Origin of the sequence: Paraburkholderia mimosarum LMG 23256 = NBRC 106338 (assembly GCF_000739815.1) — a bacterium.
Classification (GTDB): Bacteria; Pseudomonadota; Gammaproteobacteria; order Burkholderiales; family Burkholderiaceae; genus Paraburkholderia; species Paraburkholderia mimosarum.
On record NZ_BBJJ01000005.1, the window covers coordinates 124,237 to 144,363 of the forward strand.

Annotated in this window: 18 protein-coding genes and 1 pseudogene; 8 read left to right on the top strand and 11 right to left on the bottom strand. The window is 64.9% G+C overall.

The features are described 5' to 3' along the window. Window positions 1-3: 3 nt before the first annotated feature. The gene (locus BMI01S_RS05695) at window positions 4-273 is read right to left on the bottom strand and encodes a ubiquitin family protein (RefSeq protein ID WP_028230241.1); all 270 of its coding nucleotides are present in this window, start codon (window positions 271-273) and stop codon (window positions 4-6) included. A gap of 135 nt (window positions 274-408) precedes the next feature. Continuing rightward, window positions 409-1,212 carry a hypothetical protein gene (locus tag BMI01S_RS05700; protein ID WP_042288555.1) on the bottom strand — a complete coding sequence of 268 codons (804 nt, stop codon included), beginning with the start codon at window positions 1,210-1,212 and terminating at the stop codon, window positions 409-411. A 167-nt stretch (window positions 1,213-1,379) separates the two neighbouring features. Between BMI01S_RS05700 and gcvA the strand changes: the two genes are divergently transcribed. Further along, complete coding sequence (gene gcvA / locus BMI01S_RS05705) at window positions 1,380-2,291, top strand: transcriptional regulator GcvA (RefSeq protein WP_028230240.1); 912 nt, start codon at window positions 1,380-1,382, stop codon at window positions 2,289-2,291. On the opposite strand, the pseudogene BMI01S_RS05710 reads toward gcvA, so the two are convergent. Then, window positions 2,263-3,524: pseudogene (locus tag BMI01S_RS05710) on the bottom strand (cysteine desulfurase family protein); the annotation flags it as partial. The gene gcvA and the pseudogene BMI01S_RS05710 sit on opposite strands and share 29 nt — an antisense overlap. A 242-nt stretch (window positions 3,525-3,766) precedes the next feature. Then, window positions 3,767-4,030 carry a DUF6723 family protein gene (locus BMI01S_RS05715; protein WP_042288558.1) on the bottom strand — a complete coding sequence of 88 codons (264 nt, stop codon included), beginning with the start codon at window positions 4,028-4,030 and terminating at the stop codon, window positions 3,767-3,769. A 402-nt stretch (window positions 4,031-4,432) separates the two neighbouring features. Between BMI01S_RS05715 and BMI01S_RS05720 the strand changes: the two genes are divergently transcribed. Next, window positions 4,433-5,698, top strand: a complete 1,266-nt coding sequence (locus BMI01S_RS05720) for a multidrug effflux MFS transporter (protein WP_028230239.1) — start codon at window positions 4,433-4,435, stop codon at window positions 5,696-5,698. A 76-nt stretch (window positions 5,699-5,774) separates the two neighbouring features. Here the strand turns inward: BMI01S_RS05720 and BMI01S_RS05725 are convergent, their stop codons facing one another. Beyond that, a complete protein-coding gene (locus tag BMI01S_RS05725; RefSeq protein WP_028230238.1) occupies window positions 5,775-6,203 on the bottom strand; it encodes a YybH family protein in 429 nt (142 codons plus the stop codon). A gap of 74 nt (window positions 6,204-6,277) precedes the next feature. Further along, on the bottom strand, window positions 6,278-7,279 hold the full coding sequence (locus BMI01S_RS05730) for a Gfo/Idh/MocA family protein (RefSeq protein WP_028211333.1): 1,002 nt from the start codon (window positions 7,277-7,279) through the stop codon (window positions 6,278-6,280). 285 nt (window positions 7,280-7,564) lie between these two features. On the opposite strand from BMI01S_RS05730, the gene BMI01S_RS05735 reads away from it, so the two are divergent. Then, window positions 7,565-9,217, top strand: coding sequence for an alkaline phosphatase family protein (locus tag BMI01S_RS05735; RefSeq protein ID WP_028211332.1), 1,653 nt, complete (start codon window positions 7,565-7,567; stop codon window positions 9,215-9,217). A gap of 63 nt (window positions 9,218-9,280) precedes the next feature. Here the strand turns inward: BMI01S_RS05735 and fnr are convergent, their stop codons facing one another. Continuing rightward, window positions 9,281-10,036, bottom strand: a complete 756-nt coding sequence (gene fnr, locus BMI01S_RS05740; RefSeq protein ID WP_081715946.1) for a fumarate/nitrate reduction transcriptional regulator Fnr — start codon at window positions 10,034-10,036, stop codon at window positions 9,281-9,283. 387 nt (window positions 10,037-10,423) lie between these two features. On the opposite strand from fnr, the gene BMI01S_RS05750 reads away from it, so the two are divergent. The 3 genes from BMI01S_RS05750 to BMI01S_RS05760 all read left to right on the top strand — a co-directional run bounded on the left by BMI01S_RS05750 (window position 10,424) and on the right by BMI01S_RS05760 (window position 13,255). Then, window positions 10,424-11,158 carry a hypothetical protein gene (locus BMI01S_RS05750; protein ID WP_244145291.1) on the top strand — a complete coding sequence of 245 codons (735 nt, stop codon included), beginning with the start codon at window positions 10,424-10,426 and terminating at the stop codon, window positions 11,156-11,158. Between the two features lie 190 nt (window positions 11,159-11,348). After that, on the top strand, window positions 11,349-12,833 hold the full coding sequence (locus tag BMI01S_RS05755; RefSeq protein WP_042288564.1) for an MFS transporter: 1,485 nt from the start codon (window positions 11,349-11,351) through the stop codon (window positions 12,831-12,833). An 83-nt stretch (window positions 12,834-12,916) separates the two neighbouring features. Then, window positions 12,917-13,255: a DUF2322 family protein gene (locus BMI01S_RS05760; protein ID WP_244145300.1), complete on the top strand. Its 339-nt coding sequence runs from the start codon at window positions 12,917-12,919 to the stop codon at window positions 13,253-13,255. Window positions 13,256-13,311: 56 nt separating this feature from the next. Here BMI01S_RS05760 and BMI01S_RS05765 read toward each other — a convergent pair whose 3' ends face one another. The 3 genes from BMI01S_RS05765 to BMI01S_RS05775 all read right to left on the bottom strand — a co-directional run bounded on the left by BMI01S_RS05765 (window position 13,312) and on the right by BMI01S_RS05775 (window position 17,047). Beyond that, a complete protein-coding gene (locus tag BMI01S_RS05765; RefSeq protein ID WP_028230236.1) occupies window positions 13,312-14,751 on the bottom strand; it encodes an MFS transporter in 1,440 nt (479 codons plus the stop codon). 165 nt (window positions 14,752-14,916) lie between these two features. Further along, a complete protein-coding gene (locus tag BMI01S_RS05770; RefSeq protein ID WP_028230235.1) occupies window positions 14,917-16,068 on the bottom strand; it encodes a CaiB/BaiF CoA transferase family protein in 1,152 nt (383 codons plus the stop codon). Between the two features lie 16 nt (window positions 16,069-16,084). Further along, window positions 16,085-17,047, bottom strand: coding sequence for a hydroxymethylglutaryl-CoA lyase (locus BMI01S_RS05775; protein WP_028230234.1), 963 nt, complete (start codon window positions 17,045-17,047; stop codon window positions 16,085-16,087). Window positions 17,048-17,165: 118 nt separating this feature from the next. Here BMI01S_RS05775 and BMI01S_RS05780 point away from each other — a divergent pair, with 118 nt between their 5' ends. Together BMI01S_RS05780 and BMI01S_RS05785 are read left to right on the top strand one after the other, a co-directional pair. After that, window positions 17,166-18,095 carry a LysR family transcriptional regulator gene (locus BMI01S_RS05780; RefSeq protein ID WP_028230233.1) on the top strand — a complete coding sequence of 310 codons (930 nt, stop codon included), beginning with the start codon at window positions 17,166-17,168 and terminating at the stop codon, window positions 18,093-18,095. A 75-nt stretch (window positions 18,096-18,170) separates the two neighbouring features. Beyond that, window positions 18,171-18,836, top strand: coding sequence for a DUF2278 family protein (locus tag BMI01S_RS05785; RefSeq protein WP_028211323.1), 666 nt, complete (start codon window positions 18,171-18,173; stop codon window positions 18,834-18,836). Between the two features lie 802 nt (window positions 18,837-19,638). On the opposite strand, the gene BMI01S_RS05795 is transcribed toward BMI01S_RS05785, so the two are convergent. Continuing rightward, a complete protein-coding gene (locus BMI01S_RS05795; protein ID WP_028230231.1) occupies window positions 19,639-20,064 on the bottom strand; it encodes a VOC family protein in 426 nt (141 codons plus the stop codon). Between the last annotated feature and the right edge of the window lie 63 nt (window positions 20,065-20,127).

Genomic DNA, 20,127 nt, shown 5'->3' on the forward strand with positions numbered 1-20,127 from the left:
TCCTCAACCGCCCGAAAGCGCCTGCACGACGTAGACGCGGCTCGCCTCGCCGAGCGCATCGGACAGATGCTCCCGGTCGCGCAAGCGCACGCCGTCCACGAACACCGCCAGATGCTTTCGCAACGCGCCTTGATCGTCGAGGATATAGCCGCGCAAACGAGGCTGCTCGGCGAAAACGGCATCGAACGCTTCGCCGAGCGTGCACGCGTGGATCTCGCGTTCGGGCATCGCGACGTGCCGTTGAATCGAGGCTGCGAAGAAGATGTGCGCCATGGCGGGCCGGCGGTGCGGAAGTGGCCGCATCCGCTGGTTGTGTAGTGTAGGCGATCCGCCGCGAGCTTCGGGGTGCCGCCGGTGCGCGCCCGCGAGCTGCGTTGCGCCGCAACAGCTGCAGGGGCCTTGGCGCGGCTACGGCGCGCTGCCTTCGGGCCTCGTCTTGCTGCGCAGGCACGGCGCCGGCAGGCGCATGCGGTAGAGGGAAATCGCCTGGATCGTCAGCACGCAGACGATCGCGCCGCCATACGCGGCCACGAGAGGCCAGCGCGTGAGCGTGAGGCTCAGCACAAAGAAGAACGAGGCGAAACCGAGCAGCCCCGTCGTCATGCCGCGCATCAGTTGCTGCGCCGCTTCATGGCCGATCATGCGGTGCGCGAACACGGCGAGGATGATCGCCATGAACGGGAAAGACGCCAGCACGCCGCTCGCTTCGGGCCCGACGTAAGGCGCGATGAGTGTCACGCCGACCACGAGCCCCGCGATGAGCGCCATGCGCGAAGGCAAGTCCCACCAAGGCGGCGCGAGCCGAGCGGTGCGGGCGGGCCGGTTGGGAATGCGGGGGAGCGCCAGGGCGATAGCGAGAATCGCGACGAGATACAGGCCGTTTGCAGGCAGCGCGCTCCACTGGAGCGCAGCGGCCACGAGGGCGAACGTCGCGCCGGCGCCTGCGAGGGCCACCGTCCACCCGCGGTTGGCGAGCCGGCAGTACGCCACGCAGAAAGCCGCTTGCGCGGCGGTCGCGACGAGCGAGCCCGATGTCGCGTGAGCAGCAAATGCCGGCCCGTGCTCGAGCGCGAGAAAAACCGAGACCGGTCCCGATGTGAGCGGCAACCCCACGAGCAGCCCGCCGACTGCCTCGCCCCAGCGGCGAGCGGCGAGACTGGCGGCCAACAGCAACAACGGCGTAACGACGAGTTTGAAAAGCAGAAGATCCATGAGGAACGATGCAATGCGGAGAACACCAACCTTCGGGAATGCGCCAATGGCGTAGCGCTACGTCCCGCCTTGCTGCCCATATTGAAGGTCGCCAATGCGGCTGACAAACCATTTGTCGTCATATAATGCGTGAGTCAAACTCACACGTCGCACACGCCTTCCGCTCCATGTTCGACCGGCTGCCCCCTCTGCAAACCCTGCGCGCCTTCGAAGCCACGGGGCGGCTCTTGAGCATGACGCTGGCCGCGCAGGAACTGCACGTCACGCACGGCGCGGTGAGCCGGCACATCAAGACACTCGAACGCCACCTGGGGGTGGCGCTGTTCCAGCGCCTCACGCGGCGCATCGTCCTGACCGAAGCGGGCGCCGAATTCCTGCTGGCCGTGAACCGCGCGCTCGCGGAACTGACCAAGGAGTCCGAGCGCCTGCGAACGCACGACAGCGTCAGGCGACTGAAGATCAACGCGAGCGTGTCCTTTGCGAACCGTTGGCTCGCGCCGCGCCTGCACCGGCTCAAATCGCGCCATCCGGAACTCGACGTTCATCTGGACGTGACCGACAAGTACGTCGATCTCAACGACTCGGATGTGGACGTGGCGATCCGCTACGGAAGCGGCCGGTATCCGCGCGTGCTGGCCGAGCGCATTCTCGATGAGACCGTGACACCCGTCTGCAGTCCCGAATATCGGGCGAAGATGGGCGGCATGGCATCGGTGGAGAGTCTCGCGCGCTGCACCCTGCTGCACGAGGGCGGCATGCTCGCGAACTGGGAGCAATGGCTGGCGCTGGCGGGTTTGAGCGGCGTGCGCAGCGATCGTGGCACGGCGTACAGCCACGGCAGCCTCGCCATCGAGGCGGCGATCCGCGGCGAAGGCGTGGCGCTGGGGCGCAGCGTGATCGTGGCAGATGACATCGCGGCCGGCCGGCTCGTGGCGCCGTTCCCGCAATTGCGCCTCGAGGCCGAGCGCGGTCATGACCTCGTCTACCGCATGGACAGCCGCGACGACCCGAAGGTGCGTGCCGTGCGCGACTGGCTCACCGACGAGATCCAGCGCTTTCTCGCCCAGGGCGGCGGCTAAGCGAAGCGGTCAGCCGCCAAAAGCGAGTGAATCGAACATCGGGCGGGGATGGCCATCGCGTGCCGATCAGAGCGCTGCCGCAACCGGCGTGCACGGCGCCACGGCGCGAAGCATGCAGTCCGCCGCGAAGTCGACGTCTTCCTGCGTCGTGAAGCGTCCGAGGCTCAGGCGTACGGTGCGGCTCGCCGCCTCCTCGCCGAGCCCGATCGCCGTGAGCACGTGCGAAGGCGAGCCCGCGGCCGAGTTGCAGGCCGAAGTCGAAGAGATCGCGAGGTCGCCGGTCAGCAGGAACGGGAAGAAGCCCGGCAGATCGAACGTGAGGCTCAGCGTGTGCGCAATGCGCTTCGCGTGCGCGGCGTTGAGCGTGACGCCCGGCACCGCCAGCACCTGCTCCAGCAGACGCTCGCCCAGCCGCGCGATGCGCTCGCTGTCTTCCTGCATCTCGTTGCGCGCGATCTCGCACGCCACGCCCATGCCGACGATCTGGTGCGTGGCCAGGGTGCCCGAGCGCAGGCCGCGCTCATGGCCGCCGCCGTGCATTTGCGGCGCGATGCGCTCGAACGCCTCGGGGCTCACATAGAGCGCGCCGATGCCCTTCGGTCCATACACCTTGTGCGCCGACATCGAGAGGAGATCCATGCCCATCGCTTTCACGTCGATGGCTGTCTTGCCGAGCGCCTGCGCCGCATCGACGTGCAGCAGCGCGCCGGCCGCGTGCACCACGCGCGCGATCGCCGCGATGTCCGTGAGCGTGCCCACTTCGTTGTTGACGAGCATGAGCGACACCAGCCCGGTGTCCGGACGCAGCGCGGCGGCCACGGCCTCGGCCGTGATTTCGCCTTGTGCGTTCGGCGCGAGGCGCGTGACCGGCATGCCGCGCGCTTCGAGGCACGTCATCGTGTCGAGGATGGCCTTGTGCTCGAGCTGGCTCGTGATGAGGTGGCGCTTTTCGGTGGCGCGGTCCGCATAGCCCTTCAGCGCGAGATTGTTCGACTCGGTCGCACCGGAAGTCCAGACGATGTCGCCGGCGTCGGCGCCGATGAGCGCCGCGACGTCCTTGCGCGCCTGCTCGACGAGCCGCCGCGCCCGCTGGCCAGCGCCGTGCGAGCTGGACGCCGGATTGCCGAAGTCGCCTTCGAGGCCCAGACAGCCGAACATCGCCTCGATCACCCTCGGGTCCGCCGGGGTGGTCGCGGCATAGTCAAAGTAACGCAAATCGCCTTTCTCGCTCATCTTCTTTCTCGCGCAACGGAACTGCCGAAAATGGTACGCGCTGGGTGCCAAAAAATGGTTCCAAAATACGGCGCCTTATCGGACAAGAAGAGGATTGAATTCTATTTAAAAAGGCGTGGGAGAAATTGAATTCTCCCTGCACAGGCATTGGCGCAAGCGGAAGGCGCACAATCCGATCGCAAAGCCAGACGAACATCGCCCCACCAATGCCCAGGCGATGCGCTAACTGCGCCGGCGCGGCGTCACGCCTCGGGCATCGCGATATCGGCGCGAATCAACTCGTCCGCGAGCGAGAGCGCCTGTTGCCGCGCCAGCGCGCCACTCGCGCATGGACCAGGGCGCGGGCATCCGTCGAATGGATAGATGAGCCGTCCATCAGTCTTGCGGCGAATGCGCAGCAACCCGTAGAAACGGCCCGCTCCATCGATCTGCTCGCCGCAGAAGACCTCGTAGTCTTCCGCGCTGACCGGGTTGCGCACGAGCGGCTTCGGCCTTCTCTCTGGCATGTCGGCACTCCGCATCTGTCCACTGAACGAGACAGGCGGATCCCAGCAAGCGCCGCGCCTGGCGACTCAACCTCGCGGACGGCCTGCCGAGGGCGCATCAGTGGACCAGGCGGGACGAATCGGGGCGCAGCCCGATATGATCCTGGCCGCGTCCGCGCGCGGCCCGGCCCATGAATCCGGCTATCGACATCGAGCGGCGCACCCTGACTTATCGCGGCGGCGCATGGGCGACCCGACCGCCCCTGCCGGCGCAAGGGGTGTCGCACGAAAGTGACCGATAACAGGCACAATACGCGACTACGCCGCCGCGCCCCTGCTGAGTTCGCGATCCGAACCGCCTTTCGCGCGCGTTTCGAGACCCTGCCCGCCCGGCCGCACCGGAATCGCCTTTTTCACGCTGTCATGACCCAAGATCTTCCCGAGCGCTCAGGCACCGCCGCGCGAGCGCAGAATTCGCCGCGCTTTCTGCTGTTCCTGATCTGCCTGTTCGCCTCTGCCGGGCAACTCGCCATCGACATCTACGTGCCCGCGCTGCCGGCCATGGCGCGCTACTTCGCGACCTCGCCGCAGGCGATCCAGTCGAGCGTATCGGTCTATATGGCCGCGTACGCGTTCGGCCAGCTCATCTTCGGACCGATCTCCGATGCCCTGGGACGCAAGCGCGTGCTGGCCTTCGGCCTCGTGGTGTACACCCTCGGTTGCCTGCTCTCGCTCGCCGCTCCGAATCTGGAGACCTTCGTGCTCGCGCGCTGTCTGCAAGGCTTCGGCATTGCCGCTACCAATCTGCTCGCGAAGGCCATCATCACCGACTCGTTCGCGGGCACCGCGCTCATGCACGCGTTCACCTATATGTCGATCACGTGGGGGCTCGCGCCGATCGTCGCGCCCGTGATCGGCGCGCATCTGCAGGAGTGGTTCGGGTGGCAGGCCTGCCTCGTGTTCCTGCTGGTCTATTCGCTCGTGATGTGGGCGCTGCTGTGGCGCTTTCGCGAGACCTTGCGGCAACCCGTGCGTCTCGAGCCGCGCACACTCGTCGCGAATGCGGGCAAGGTGCTCGCGAGCCCCGTGTTCCAGAGCTGTTTTCTCGCCCAGGGGCTCTGCTACAGCATCCTGCTCGTGTTCAACATCATCGGGCCGTTCATGGTGCAGAACACACTGCACAAGCCGCCGACGTTCTTCGGCTACCTCGCGCTCGGCATCGGCCTCATGTATTTCCTTGGCGGCCTCTCGAACCGGCTGCACGGCCCCCGCCTGCCGACGCCGGAGCAGCGGCTGCGCGTGGGCGCACGCGTGATGGCGGGCGCGGCGGTGGTCATGCTGGTGCTCGCGCTCACGGTCGGGCTGCGCGTGTGGACGCTCGCCACGCCGGTTCTCGTCATGGGCCTGTGCGCGGGCGCGATGTATCCCACGCTGATGGCCAAGGGCAATTCGCTGTTCCCGCATATCGCGGGTTTGACGAGCGCGATCCTCGGTTGCGCGCTCCTGCTGGTTTCCTCGGCGATGATGGGCCTGGCCGGCTTCGTCTCCGTGCACGTGCTCACGCCGCTCGCGGTGTTTTTCGTGCTGCTCGCGTTCACGGTCGTCGCGATGGTGACGAAGCTGCTGCGCCACCTCGCGCAAAACCAGGCCGCCGCCGCGCTCGCGCAGCGCAGCGGCGAGGCGGCTTGAGCCGATACTGGTCGCCTTCGTCCTGCTGCACAGAAGGCAATGCCGAGCCCCGCGCAAGGCATGTCTGTTTCGCGCATCAGCGCTTGAAAATCGCCTTCGTCGTAGCGGGATCGATCGGCGAGGACGAATGCTGGTGGACGATCCGCCAGCCGTCGCCGCCCTGCCTGAGCGTCACGGTGAGCCGGTTGTCCATCGAGCGCAATGTCTCTCCGTCGGCGGCCACCGCCTTGAATGACACGAAGGCGTGAACAACGGCGAGGTTCTGCGCGACGATCGTCTGCGCTTCGCTGAAATCCACCACGACGCGGTCCGTACCCAGCGAGCCGAACCAGCCCGCCACCATTTCGCGCCACGACGCGATGCCGCGATACGTCCACGCACCCCACATGTCGAAGACCAGCACGTCAGGGTCGTAGAGTGCGACGAACGCGTCGACGTCTTTTGCGAATACCGCGGATTTGTACTCGTGCAGGATATGCAGAATCGGATCGTCGGGTTTGTCCACTGTGTTTCCTCCTGAACCACGTTGAAATGGCGGTGGGAAATTCGGGTATGGCGGGGGGACTCCGCTGGAATCGCTCAGCTTGCCGGAACACTCTCCCATGCGCCCGTTCGAGCCGAGCGGAACACGGCATCGATGACTCGCATGTTTGCGCGCGCATCTTCCAGCGGGATCGCCTGTGGGTTGCCGTTCAATATCGCCTCGGCAAAAACCGTTGCGGCCACACCGTACTGATCGCAGACGGGAAGCTCCAGCCAGCGATCCGCATTTCCTTGCTGACTCACCAGGAGACGCGTGGGCCGGTCGTTCGGCGCGTTGAATGGAATTTCGACCTCGATACGCCCCGTGGTGCCATGAAACTGCATCCGCTGATAGGGATAAACCTGGGTCGAGTAAAAGAAGCTTGCCTGCACGCCATCGAAATCCAGCAGCACGGAGCCGAGCCGGTCCACCTCGAACGACGGATCGCGCTCCATCAGCGCGACCACCCGCTTCGGTTCGCGGCCAAGTATGAAGCGCGAGGTCGTGATCGGATAGCAGCCGATATCCAGGAGGCCGCCGCCGCCCAGTTCGTTCTGGTTGCGAATGTCGCGCGCGTTGGTGTTGTAGTAAGTGAAGCCCCCGGTCACGGCCCGCAACTCGCCTATGGCGCCTTCCTCGATCAAAGCCCGCACCTTCAGCCACTGCGGATGCGTGCGAACCATAAAGGCTTCCTGGACGTACCGGCCGCTCTTGTCGCGCGCGGCGATGAGACGCTCGGCCTGTTGCGCGTCCAGCCCAACCGGTTTTTCACACAACACGTGCTTGCCCGCTTCGACGGCCTTGATCGTCCATTCCATATGGAGATGATTGGGCAACGGGATATAGACCGCGTCGATTTCCGGGTCTGCCAGCAGCGCTTCGTAGCTGCCGTACGCGTGCGCGAGACCATACTTCGCAGCGGCTTCCCGGGCCTTTTCCGCTGAACGCGAAGCAATCGCTTTTACGCGGCACTTCGGTGCGCTGTGCATGGGCACGACGACCTTGTCGTTGATTTTCGAAGTGCCCAGGATACCCCAGACGATTTCATCCTTTGCCATGACGTTCCCTATCGATTCGATGACGTGAATTCCGGAATGGACTGAAAAACGAGCGCACGACAAGCAATGGCCAACGCTCGACCGGTGGAGTCTACACCCGGGGGAAAACCATGATCGCCTCGTCATCGGGCGGACCGCGTAACAACTGACTACAACTGATGGGTAGTTGAAAGCACAACGTCATCAGAGATTCGCCTTCGCCCGACACAGTGCTCAGGTTGTGCGCAGCTCCCACGCAATTCCCCGCAACGTTCCCTACAACGCAATTCAAAAACGAGGTAAAACATGGAGAATACGACCCGGTGGTCACGGATAGGCGCAGTCGTTGGAGCGAGTGCTCTCGCGCTCGCGGGCGTACAGTCGACGGCGTACGCAGGCGACATGAAGGACGTGAAGCACGTCCTGCTGATCAGCTTCGACGGCCTGCACGAGCAGGATGTCGCCCGCTGCATCGGCAGCAACAGCTGCCCCAACCTCGCATTGCTCGCCAAATCGGGCGTCACCTACACGAACGCGCACACGCCCCATCTGTCCGATTCGTTCCCCGGTCTCGCGGCGCTCGTGACGGGCGGCTCGCCCAGGAGCGCGGGTCTCTTCTATGACGTCTCATATGACCGGACGCTCTACGCTCCGCTCGATTCGAAATGTGCCGGCCCGCAAGGCTGGAACGTCGTGTTCGACGAAACGACCGGCATCGACGCGCAGAACGGCGGCGCGCTGGTCCACCTCGACGGCGGCGGCGCATTCAATCCGCAAGCCATTCCGTTTGCGAAGATCAACGGCGTCTGCACGCCCGTGTACCCGCACAATTACATCAAGACCAACACGGTCTTCGAAGTGATCAAGCAGAATCTGCACGGCTCGCACACGGCGTGGGCCGACAAGCACGCGTGGGGCTATGACTGGGTCAACGGGCCGTCCGGCAAGGGCGTGGACGATCTCGCGCGCACCGAGATCAACTCGATCGATCCGAAGACCAACTCGGACTATACGGACGTCTACACGCATACCGAGGTCTTCGACAACCTCCACGTGCAGGCGCTGATCAACCAGATCGACGGCCTCGATTCGACGGGCAAGACGAGCGCGCCCGTGCCCACGTTGTTCGGCACGAACTTCCAGACGCTCAGCGTCGCGCAGAAGGCGACGGTCGCGAAGCAAGGCGGGTACCTCGACGCCGACTTCACGCCGGGCCCGCAGGTCGCTGCGGCGATCACGTACCTCGACAACTCGCTCGGGCGCGTGGTCACGGAGTTGAAGCAGCGCAATCTTTATGCCTCGACGCTCATCATCGTGACGGCCAAGCACGGCCAGTCGCCGACCGATCATACGAAGCTGGTGAAGAACGGCGATACGCTGACGGCGCTGCTGGAGGCTAACAATTATCTGGATCCGAACGGCAACTTCGGTCAGAACAATACGAAGACGGGCAGCCTGAACGACGGCACGGGCCTTTCTGGCACCGGCATGGTGCAGACCGACGACGTCGGCCTGATCTGGCTGCGCGACCAGAGCCAGAAAGATGCGGTCGTGAAGACGCTGAAGGCCAACCTGGGCTGCAACGCGCCGGGCATCTGCGCGGACGGCCCGCAAGCGTACATCCTCACCGGCGACCGTCTCGCGGACTGGTTCGGCAATCCTTCGAACGGCCGCACGCCCGATATCGTCGTGCAGCCGAACCCGGGTGTGATCTATACGTCGAGCAAGAAGAAGGATGAAGAGCACGGCGGCAACGCGCCCGACGACAGCCATCTGGGTCTCGTCGTGTCGTTCCCGGGCCTCAAGCACGCCGGCCGCACCGACGACCACTACGTGTTCACGACCCAGGTCGCGCCGACGATCCTGAGCGCGCTCGACCTCGATCCGCGTCTGCTGCACGCGGTGCAGGTCGAAGGCACGCATCGTCTGCCGGGTCTTGGCCTCGACGACGACAAGTAAATCGTTAGCAATCGGCAGCGGCAGTCATCGGGCGTTCGATGGCTGTCGCGCCGCCGGTCCCGCTCAGACCGTCTGCAGCCCTTCGATATCGCAGATGCGAATCAGCTTGCCCTGCGCATCGATCAACCCGCGCTTCTGGAAGCGCGACAGAATCCGGCTGACCGTTTCGAGCGTGATGCCGAGATAGCTGCCCATGTCTTCGCGCGACATTCGCAGGCGGAACTCCGCCTGCGAATAGCCGCGCTGCCAGTTGCGCGACGAGACGTCGAGCAGGAACGCGGCCACGCGCTCTTCGGCGCTGAGCGAGCCCAACACCATCATCTGCGAAGCTTCCTGATTGAACTGGTCGCCCATGAGCCGATGCAGCCGGTCCTGCATCGTGCCGCTTTCGCGGCAAAGCGTCTTGAGCGCGGCGTAGGGCAGCGTGCAGATCGAGCTGTCTTCGAGCGCGACCGCGCTGAACGCATGGACGTCGTTGGCAATGCCGTCGAGCCCCAGCGCATCGCCCGCGAGACGCAGTCCCGTGATCTGCTCGCGGCCGTCACGGTTGACGATGAACGTCTTGAGCGAGCCGGAGCGCACGGCGTAGAGATTGTCGAAGCGGTCGCCCGAGCGGTAGAGCGCTTCCCCGCGGCGCACCTTGCGCGCGCCGCAGATCAGCGCCTCGAGCTTGGGAAGCTCTTCCGCCGGCAAGCCTTGCGGCATGCAAAGATGGCGCATTGAGCACCCCGAGCAGCGCGCACTGGGCTGCGTAGCCCCGAGAGGAGCACGACTGCTTTGGCGCACGACGATAGCGGATCCTGCGACGGGTGACAGCATCGGACGACTCCTTCGTTAGCTTATTTTGAAGATTTCGACGCATTGTCACACCATGCGCGTGCGTCAATGTGGTGGCAAAATGCCGCGCACCTGAACCGCGAGCGCTTGCGCCTTGTCACGTAACGGTTTCGCCGGCTATCTCGCCCGCTTGCGCAAACGCAAGCGACGCAAAAACAACACCGCCGAAGCACGACCCGCGCGCGCGCTGAAGGTCACTCGGCGCATTGTTCGGCACGGTCCGGTCCGACTGCGGATTTTCCCGAACGAGTTGACTTCGCCGGTATCGCCGGCGCTGCTCCATCCGCAATTTCTTCCGCTGTTGCCGGCCGTCCACATCCGTTGACCGGTCATTTCGACTGTCATGTTAAGCGACGAAAGGCGTGAACGTTGCATTTGGCACCCCCTCGCATTCTGCAGACCATCCGTCAGCTGGTGGACTTCGCATCGATCGCGCCGCACGCACTCATATTCGGCTGGCAGGAAGCAAATCAGGTACTAGAATGCATGGATGCAGGTGAAGCGAAGGCGGTCTGTTCGATCGAAACATTCAGCGGTCGATGTTTCGAGTTCGTCATTGGAGGGTTCCTCATGACGTGCCTGAACGAAAAGATTGTCGGTGCAGCCTTTCTTATGCTGAGCGGTTACGCTTACGCTCAGAGCACCTTCATGAGCGCTCCCGAAACCATGACGCTCGCCAATATCGCGCCGATGCCCATGGAGGTCGTTCCTTCACTGCCAGAACCTCAGGTGTATCTGCACCGTTACGAACTGGAATATCAACAGAATCAGGAAAAGCCGTTTTACGCGCAATTGGAGAATTTTTATAGCGCGCCAATCGCACACGACAAATACCATTACGAGTTCACGAAGTCCGCACACGGCAGCGGGTATGGTGAGCCGCAGGCCGCGCTGCCGTCTTCCGGCTATCTGCACATCGGCCCTTCCACAGCGCCGCAAATTTCGATTCTTCAGGTGCCCGACAGCACGTTGAACATCGGCGCGCAGCCTCAACGCAGGCTCTCGCTCACCATGGACCAATGGGTGTTTTCCGCCACTGCGCGAGTCGCCATTCTTCATTCGCACAGCACTGGCGCGACAGTCACCGTTCGGCGCAGTTTCTAATCGAGCGCGCGAGTTCCGGGCACACATTCGGCCGCGCCTTCAAAGCATTGGCAAGTTCGGAGATCCCGCAGATAAGAATTCGGACTTGGCGTGAGCCGGTATTTCGCACCTGCTTACGTGGTTCGCTCTTCTGCGGCCATTCGGGAACGGGCCATGCTACAGCCATCCCGACCGAACCCAGCCCTGCCCGATGAATCCGCACCATACGCACGATAGGCCCGATACGACCACTACGTCCGATAAGCCCGTCATCATCGAAACCACGCTGCCCGCGCGCCTCGACCGCCTGCCGTGGGGGCGCTTTCATGTGCTCATCGTCGCGGCGTTGGGCGTCACGTGGCTCCTCGACGGCCTCGAAGTCACGCTGGCCGGTGCGGTGGCGAGCGCGTTGAAAACGAGCCCGGTTCTGCATCTGGACAATGCGCAGGTGGGCCTCGTGGGCAGCGCCTATATCGCGGGCGCGGTGTGCGGCGCACTCGGCTTTGGCTGGCTCACGGACCGGCTCGGCCGCCGCAAGCTCTTCTTCATCACGCTGGCCGTCTATCTGCTCGCCACCGCGGCCACGGCGTTCTCCTGGAGCTTCGCGAGTTTCCTGGTCTTTCGTCTGATCACCGGCGCTGGCATAGGCGGCGAGTACGCGGCCATCAATTCGACGATCCAGGAGTTCACGCCCGCTCGCGTGCGCGGCTGGACCGACCTCTGCATCAACGGCACGTTCTGGGTCGGCGCGGGCGTTGGGGCGGCGGGCTCGCTCGTGCTGCTCGACCCGCATCTGCTGCCCGCCGACTGGGGCTGGCGCGTGTGCTTTTTCATCGGCGCGGTGCTCGCGCTCATCATCCTGCCGATGCGCCGCTGGATTCCGGAAAGCCCGCGCTGGCTCCTCACGCACGGCGGGCACGGCGAAGCCGGACGCGTCGTGCAGGACATCGAGGCGCGCTTTCGCGCTGCCGGCCATACACTCGACGAGCCGTCCGGCGCCCCGCTGCGCCTGCACGCGCGCAGCCATACGCCGCTGAGCGCCGTGTTTCACGCCCTCTTCGTGCGGCACCGGCGGCGCGCGCTGGTCGGCCTTTCGCTGATGACGGCGCAGGCCTTCTTCTACAACGCGATCTTCTTTACCTATGCGCTCGTGCTCACGGAGTTCTATGGGGTGCCGGGCAGCGAAGTCGGCCTCTACCTGCTGCCGTTCGCGCTCGGCAACTTTCTCGGGCCGATCATGCTGGGACGCCTCTTCGACGTGATCGGCCGGCGCACGATGATAGCCGCGACCTACGCGCTCTCGGGCATGCTGCTCACGGCGAGCGGCTGGCTGTTCGCGCAGGGCATCCTCACGGTGAGGATGCAAACCGGCGCGTGGATGGTGATTTTCTTTTTCGCTTCGGCTGCGGCGAGTTCGGCTTATCTGACCGTGAGCGAGTCGTTTCCGCTGGAGATTCGCGCGCTGGCCATCGCCGTGTTCTATGCGTTCGGGACTGCGCTGGGCGGCATCATCGGCCCCGCCTTCTTCGGGCGGCTGATCGACACCCACCAGCGCAGCGAGGTGTTCACGGGCTATGTGGTGGGCTCGGCGCTCATGATCGGCGCGGCGTTCGTCGCCGCGATCTGGGGCGTGGACGCGGAGCGCAAATCGCTCGAGCATGTGGCCGCGCCGCTTTCGGCTGTGGGAGACGAGTGAGGCGGGCGACGTGCGGCACACTCCGATCGGCTAAGATACGGCTCCGCCAAAGGCATTTATCGAACCAACGGAGTATTTCAGTGATTCAGGCAATTCAACCGGGCGCCGTATTCAAGGACAATCTCGCCCTGCTGCCGGGCATCGACGGCATCGAGCGCATCGATCTCGTGGACGGCCAGGGCGCCGTGGTCGCGAGCATCGAGAACAAGCCCGGCAAGCAGGGCTCGCTCGCGGTCTACCACTATCTGCGCGAAGCATTCGGCTCGCTCGACGCCAACGCCGCGGAACACGGCCTGGCGGTGTTCGCCGAGCACACCGCCGACGCGCGCAACCGTCCGGGCGCGCACGCGAACGTGGACCGTCTGCTGGAGATCGCGGCAGGCGGCCCGGCGCTGCGCATCGATGTGATCCCGGCGGCTTGAATCCCGCGTAGGCGTTGCGCACCGACCGGCGCGCAACGCCTGCCGCTTTCCTTACCTCACGCCGACAGTTCTTCGAGCCTTACGCCATTCGTGCGCGGACCGAACCCGCCAATGGATACCATCACCGCGACCATGCACACGGTGATGCCCGCAAACACGCCGCTCACGCCGAAGTCGCGCAGCAGCGCGGCAATGACGAATCCCGACATCATCGCGCCCACGCGGCTCGCGGAGTACACGATTCCATTGGCGCTGCAACGGATCGCGGTGGGAAAAAGCTCGGCCTGGTAGGCGTGATAGCACACGGAGATGGTCTGCCCCGCGAGACTGATCAGGACTCCGAGCGAAATGAGGGCGGCCGCCCCGCGCGCCTGCGCGAACAGTAGCCCGAACACCACAACCGCGAACGCCGAGCCGACGATGAGCCACTTGCGCTCGATGCGATCGGCCACGAGCATCGCGAGCAGCGGCCCGCAAGGCAACGCGATGGCGATCACGAAAGCATAGAGCAGGCTCTTCGTCACGGTCACGCCCTGCCCGATCAGCAGCGTGGGCACCCAGTTGGCAAAACCGTAGTAGCCGATGGCCTGGCACAGGTTGAATGCGATCAGCATGATGAGGCGCGCACGGTACGGCGGCCGCCAGAGCTCCGCGAGCGAGGCGCGCCGGTGCACGGGCAGCGCGGGCGTAGGCGCGGGCTCCGGCAAGGCCGCACCGCTTTCGCGCACGGCGCGCTGCTCCATCTGCGCGATCACGCGCTCCGCCGCCTCCGTGTGGCCGTGCGAGACGAGCCAGCGCGGGCTCTCCGGCACGGCGCGCCGCACGAACCACACCAGCGCCGCGCCGAGCGAACCGGCCAGCACGACCCAGCGCCAACCGTCGAGACCGAGCGGCGCCTGCGGCACGAGCCACCACGAGAGCAGCGCCGAAATCGGCGCGGCCGAAAACATGATGGCCTGGTTCCAGGCCATGGCGCGGCCACGCATCTGCTGCGGGACCATTTCGGTGACGTAGCTATCGATCGTGACGATTTCGATGCCCACGCCGATTCCCGTGATGAAGCGCCACAGGATCAGCCCCTGCGAGGTGTGCTGGAACGCCATCGCCACCGATCCCGCCGAATACCAGAGGAGCGAGAGCGTGAACACGCTTCGTCGTCCGAATCGATCAGGCAGCCAGCCGAGAAAGAACGTACCGACGAAGAGGCCCGCGAACGTCGCGGCCACGAAAGCGCCGATGCCGTTGAAGCCGAAGAATGCGTGCGTGGTGGTTTGCAGCATGCCGCTTCTCGCCATGCCAGGCGCAATGTAGCCCGTGAAGATGAGATCGTAGACCTCGAAAAAGCCGCCGAGCGAAATCAGCGTCACCAGCATCCAGAGTTGCCGCGTGGCGGGCAAGCGGTCAATGCGCGCGGAAAGCGCCGCCGCGGCGCGATTGCCTGCTGGCATGGCCGTGACGACGTCGAGCGGTTTCTCCGCCCCCATGGTTCGTTGCATGTTTGTCTCCGTGACGACGCCTCGCTGGGCGTCTTTCTTGTGGAAGCAGGGTGTGCGTGCGGCGCGTGCGAACTTCTTGCGGATCATTGCACGCGCAACCATCAAGTCAACCCGGCGGGGGAATCGCCAAGCGAGAAACGTGGCACCTCTGTGCCGCGCGCCGGCTCAAGGCGCGGCGTGCGTCCTCAGGCCCGCCAGCACCTCTTCGGTGTGCTCGCCCACGCGCGCAAGCGGCTGGCGCACGCCGGGGCGGCGGCCGCCCATCAGGAGCGGCAGCAGCACGACTTCGGTCATGCCGCCATCGTCGGTCTGCATGGGCGCCAATCCGCCGCTCGCCTTCAGGTGCGGGTCGTCGAACAACTGATCGGGGCGCACGATCGGCGCGTAAGGTATGCCGGCCGCCTCGAGGCGCGGCGTGAGTTCGGCCACCTGATGCGTGGCGAGCACGTCGGCAAGACGCGCGAGCAGTTCGGGCCGCGCCGCCACGCGCAGCGCGTTGTTCGCGAAGCGCGGTTCGCCGGCGAGCCGCGGGCAGCCAATCACGTCGCATAGCGTGATGAACTGCTTGTCGCTCACCGCGCCGATGAAAAGCTGCTCGCCCTGTGCGAGCGTGAACACGTCATACACGCTCCATGCCGAAACGCGCGAAGGCATGGGTGGCGGCGCCTCGTGCGTCATGGCGTACTGCTGCATATGCTGTGCGCTCAGGAAAACGCAGTTTTCGAACAGCGCGCTTTGCACCTCCTGGCCGCGCCCGGTCGCATCGCGCTCGCGCAGCGCCGCCAGCACGCCGATCGCGCCGAACATGCCGCCCATGATGTCGTTGACGGACGTGCCCGCGCGCAGCGGACGCCCGGCGGGGCCGGTCATGTACGAGAGTCCGCCCATCATCTGCACGACTTCGTCGAGCGCGAGACGCTTTTCGTACGGGCCAGGCAAAAAGCCTTTGTGCGAGACGTAGATGAGCCGCGGATAACGCGGCGAGAGCGTGGCATAGTCGAGCCCGAGTTTTTCCATGAGGCCAGGGCGGAAGTTTTCGAGCACCACATCGCAAGCGCCGATCAGCTCGACGGCCGCCGCGCGCCCGGCCTCGGTGTTGATGTCGAGCACCACGCTTTTCTTGTTGCGGTTGAACGAGCGGAAAAAGCCGATGCCAAGACCTGGCAAATTGCGCGTCTTGTCGCCGCCGGGCGGCTCGATCTTGATGACTTCGGCGCCCAGGTCCGCGAGAATCATCCCGCAGGTGGGGCCCATGACCATGTGCGAGAATTCGACGACGCGCACGCCTTCGAGCGGAAGCCGGCTGACAGTGTTCATATGGATCTCTAACTAATCAGGTATACAGATTCGTGGAGCGGGACGCAGAGCGAAACGTCTTAGGCAGGCCGGCGCGCCAAAGCGTGCCGTGCAGGGTTTCACCCGCCAGCCACTGCCCTACGCGCGCGCGCAGCGCCAGCAAGCGTTCGATCTCGATGCCGGTGTCGATGTCCATGTCGGCGAGCATGAACGCGAGGTCTTCGCTCGCTGCGTTGCCGCTCGCGCCCGGCGCATGAGGGCAACCGCCGATGCCGCCCAGCGTGGCGTCGAAGCGCGTCAGGCCCGCCTCCAGCGCGGCATAGACATTGGCGAGCGCGAGGCCGCGGGTGTCGTGAAAGTGCGCGCACCAGAGCCGCTCACCCGCGATCTCGCGGGCGGCTTCAAAAAGCGCACGCACGGCGGCGGGGTTCGCATAGCCTACGGTGTCGGCGAGACTCACCCGGTCCGCGCCCGCATCGAGCAGCGACTGCATGCAGCGCAGCACTTGCGCTGGCTCCACGCGCCCTTGAAGCGTGCAGCCGAAGGCCGTCCCGATGCCGCCTTCGATCAGCGTCTTCGCGCCGCTCGCGTCGCGCGCGGCACGCATGCGCGCCACTTCGGCCACGACTTCCTCAGGCGTCTTGCGCAGGTTCGCGAGGCTATGCGCCTCGCTCGCGGAAAGCGGCACGAGCATGAGGTCCGCTTGCGCTTCGAGCGCGCGTTCGGCGCCCTTCAGGTTCGGCACGAGCACCGAGACGAACAAGTCCGGAAGCGTCTTCGCGTATGCGACGAGTTCAGCGGTGTCCGCGAGTTGCGGCAAGAGGCGCGCGGGCACGAACGAGCCCACCTCGATCTCGCGCTGCCCGGCTTCGTGCGCCGCACGTATCCATTCGATCTTCTGGTCCGTAGGCAGCACGGTCGCGATGCTTTGCAGGCCGTCGCGCAAGCCGACCTCGCGGATCACGGCGCGCGCGTGGGCCCATTGCGGCAAAGGGGGCATGAAGGTGTCTCCGTTGTTGTCTCCAGCGATGTGCTAACTTTAGACATTCCGCGAAATGCATAAAGCGGTATTTTGGAAGCCCCATGATTCCATCTCGGAAACACCGTTAGGAGACGCCGTGCGCGACATCGATCTCAAGACCCTGCGCTTGCTGGTGAGCGTTTGTGAACATGGCAACATGGGCCGCGCTGCGCGCGAGGAGCATATCGAGCCCTCCGCCATCAGCAAGCGCATCGCCCAGCTCGAGAGCGAGTTCGGTGTGCCGCTGCTCACGCGCTCGCGCCGCGGCGTGCAGCCCACGGCTGCCGGTACCGCGCTGCTGGAACACGCACGCAGCGTGATCTTCACGCTGGAGCGCGCCGCGAGCGACATTGCCGCGCTCGGCGGCGGCCTCTCGGGCAGCGTGAACGTGTGCGCCTCGGCCTCCGCGATCGCCGAGGCGCTGCTCGACGATCTCGCCGTGTTCATGCGCCTGCCCGCCTATCAGAACATTCGCGTCAATGTGGAGGAGCGCACGTCGCACGAACTGGTCGAGCGTGTGCGCGACGGAGCGGCTTCGCTGGGCGTGTGCTGGGACAAGGTCGAGCTTGGCGGCCTGCAGTCGCGCCCGTGGCGTGAAGACCGCCTCGTGCTGGCCGTGCATCCCGGGCACCCGCTTGCGAAGCGTCGCACCATCGCGTTCGAGGAGACGCTCGATTACGAGCATGTGGGCCTTGCGCCCTCCACTGCGGTTCATGCGATGCTGCGGCAGTCTGCGGCACGCAGCGGGCGCACGGTGGCCTACCGTGCGGTGGTGTCGAACTTCGACGCCGCGTTTCGCGTGGTGGCCGCGAATCTCGGCATCAGCGTCGTGCCCGAGGAGGTGAGCACGACCTACCGGCGCATCATGGATGTGCGCACCATCGCGCTTTCGGACGCCTGGGCGCGGCGCCGCTTCATCGTCTGCTTTCGTGCGTTCGACACGCTGCAGCCCGCGGCCCAACGCATGGTCGAGCATCTCGTGGAGCGGGCGGCGCAAAAAAAACGCAGCGCAACGAGCAAGGGGTGACTGCGCACCCTGGAAGCGCAAGTCCATCTTCTCGCGCCACAATGGCGAACCCACCCCAACTGCGAGGAGCGCGCGATGGCCCTACCTTACGGCTACGTTAAAGCGAAGATTGCTACCGCACCGCAATTGAAGTCCACGCGGCGACCACACGAAGTTCAATATCATCTGCACTTCGGCATAACGGTGGACGGCGCGCAATGGGACATCGCCGTCAACGTGGGCACCACGGATGCCGACGACCTGCTCAAGTACAAGCTCGTGTTCGACTTCAATCACGCCGCGCTCCCGACGCTCGCCAATGCCGCCGAGGGCTCGACGGATCTCACCGGCACCGCCGTGCTGCCCGCGATCGACTTCCAGCGCAGCGACTTTCTCGCCAACACGGGCGCGTGGCGCAACAGCGACGTGATGGACGGCTCCAGCCAGGTGGAACCCGTCGCATCGCTGGAACGCCTTCTGTTGCGCGCGCAACAATCTGCACTCGACGTGTACGTGTTCGGCCGCTTCTTCAGCGAAGGCGGCGGCATGCACGACGTCCACATGAACCAGGGTTCCACGGGCGGGTTCATCCACCGCGCGGGCGACGATGCGAACGACCACAACGACATCTGGCAGGACGGCGCACTACTGGTGGATCTCGGCGATCCCGAATGGGCCTTGTACGTGGCGGCCTTCGACAAGCAGTACGTGCCGACTGACGATCTCGGCAACCCCACGCAGGATGCCCGGCCGATTTCGTGAAGGTCAACGTAGAGGCCGCGCGGGCACATCCGTCGCCGGAATGCGCCCGCGTTTGCGCGCGCGTTCATGCAGCCCTTCAGGCGGCGAAACGCCCACAAGCCGATTTTCGAATTCGAGTCGTTTAATCTGCTGAAATCCATTCTAAATTTCGCTCAAAATTAACGAAGAATTGCGATCCGCGCTCGCTTAGCACGCGAATTGTCGTCAATCGCCGGATATTTTGCCAGTCGCACGATGCGCGCCACGGGCGGCGCAGGCCCCTGGAAATACGTCACAATGCGACATAAAATAAAGGCCCAGTTGCCCATTCATGTGCTCACCGCGTATGAAACCCGCTATTTTCTCCGCGCTAATCGCTCTGGCTTCGGCCCCCGCCGCATGGGCCATGGGCGTGACTCCGGCAAACGAAAAAGCAGATCTGCCCTCCCCCCAGAGCATGGCGCCTGCCACGTTGCATTGGCCTCCGCCCTCGCCCTCGTCCATCCCATTGGGCATCTCGCGCGCGACGATGCACACCGAGTCGCAGCACGGCAAGTCGTATTTCGAAGCGGTCCCGCCTGGCAATGAGAGGCTCGACGATGAAGGCGCGCCCTTGCGCAGCGACCGCTTTCGCTGGAACCAGCCTTAGCGTTCGCATGCCGCTGCGTTTCGCGCGAGGAGATAGTCAGCGTTCCTGATCGTTCTTGTGCAGCCTGGATGAAGCTAGCCATCGCTTCGCGGCAGGCCGCGCACTTTCGTGGCGGCGCCGCCATTCGGCTCCCTGCCCGCGCGAGCGTCTTCATCGCACAGCGGCGATCCGCGCCTACCTGGCGAAAAGCTGGCCGATGTCCTTGAATGCCTTGAATTCGAGTGCATTGCCGCACGGATCGAGCAGGAACATCGTGGCCTGCTCGCCCACCTGACCCTTGAAGCGCACATACGGTTCGATCACGAACTGCACGCCAAACGCCCTGAGGCGCTCGGCCAGCGCCTCCCACTCGCTCCAGCCGAGCACGACGCCGAAATGCGGCACGGGCACGTCGTGGCCGTCCACGGGATTCGTGTGAGCGTTCTCCTGCGAGGCGGTTTTTGGATGCTCGTGAATCACGAGCTGATGGCCGAAGAAGTCGAAATCGACCCACTGCGCGCTGGAGCGCCCTTCCGCAAGACCGAAAACGCGCCCGTAAAAGTCTCGCGCGGCCGGCAGGTCGTACACGGGAATGGCGAGGTGAAATGGCGAAAGCGACATGCGTGTCTCCACTGTGTCCGAAAGCGATCCTGTCATGGTAGACAGGCCAAAGCAAAAACGAAA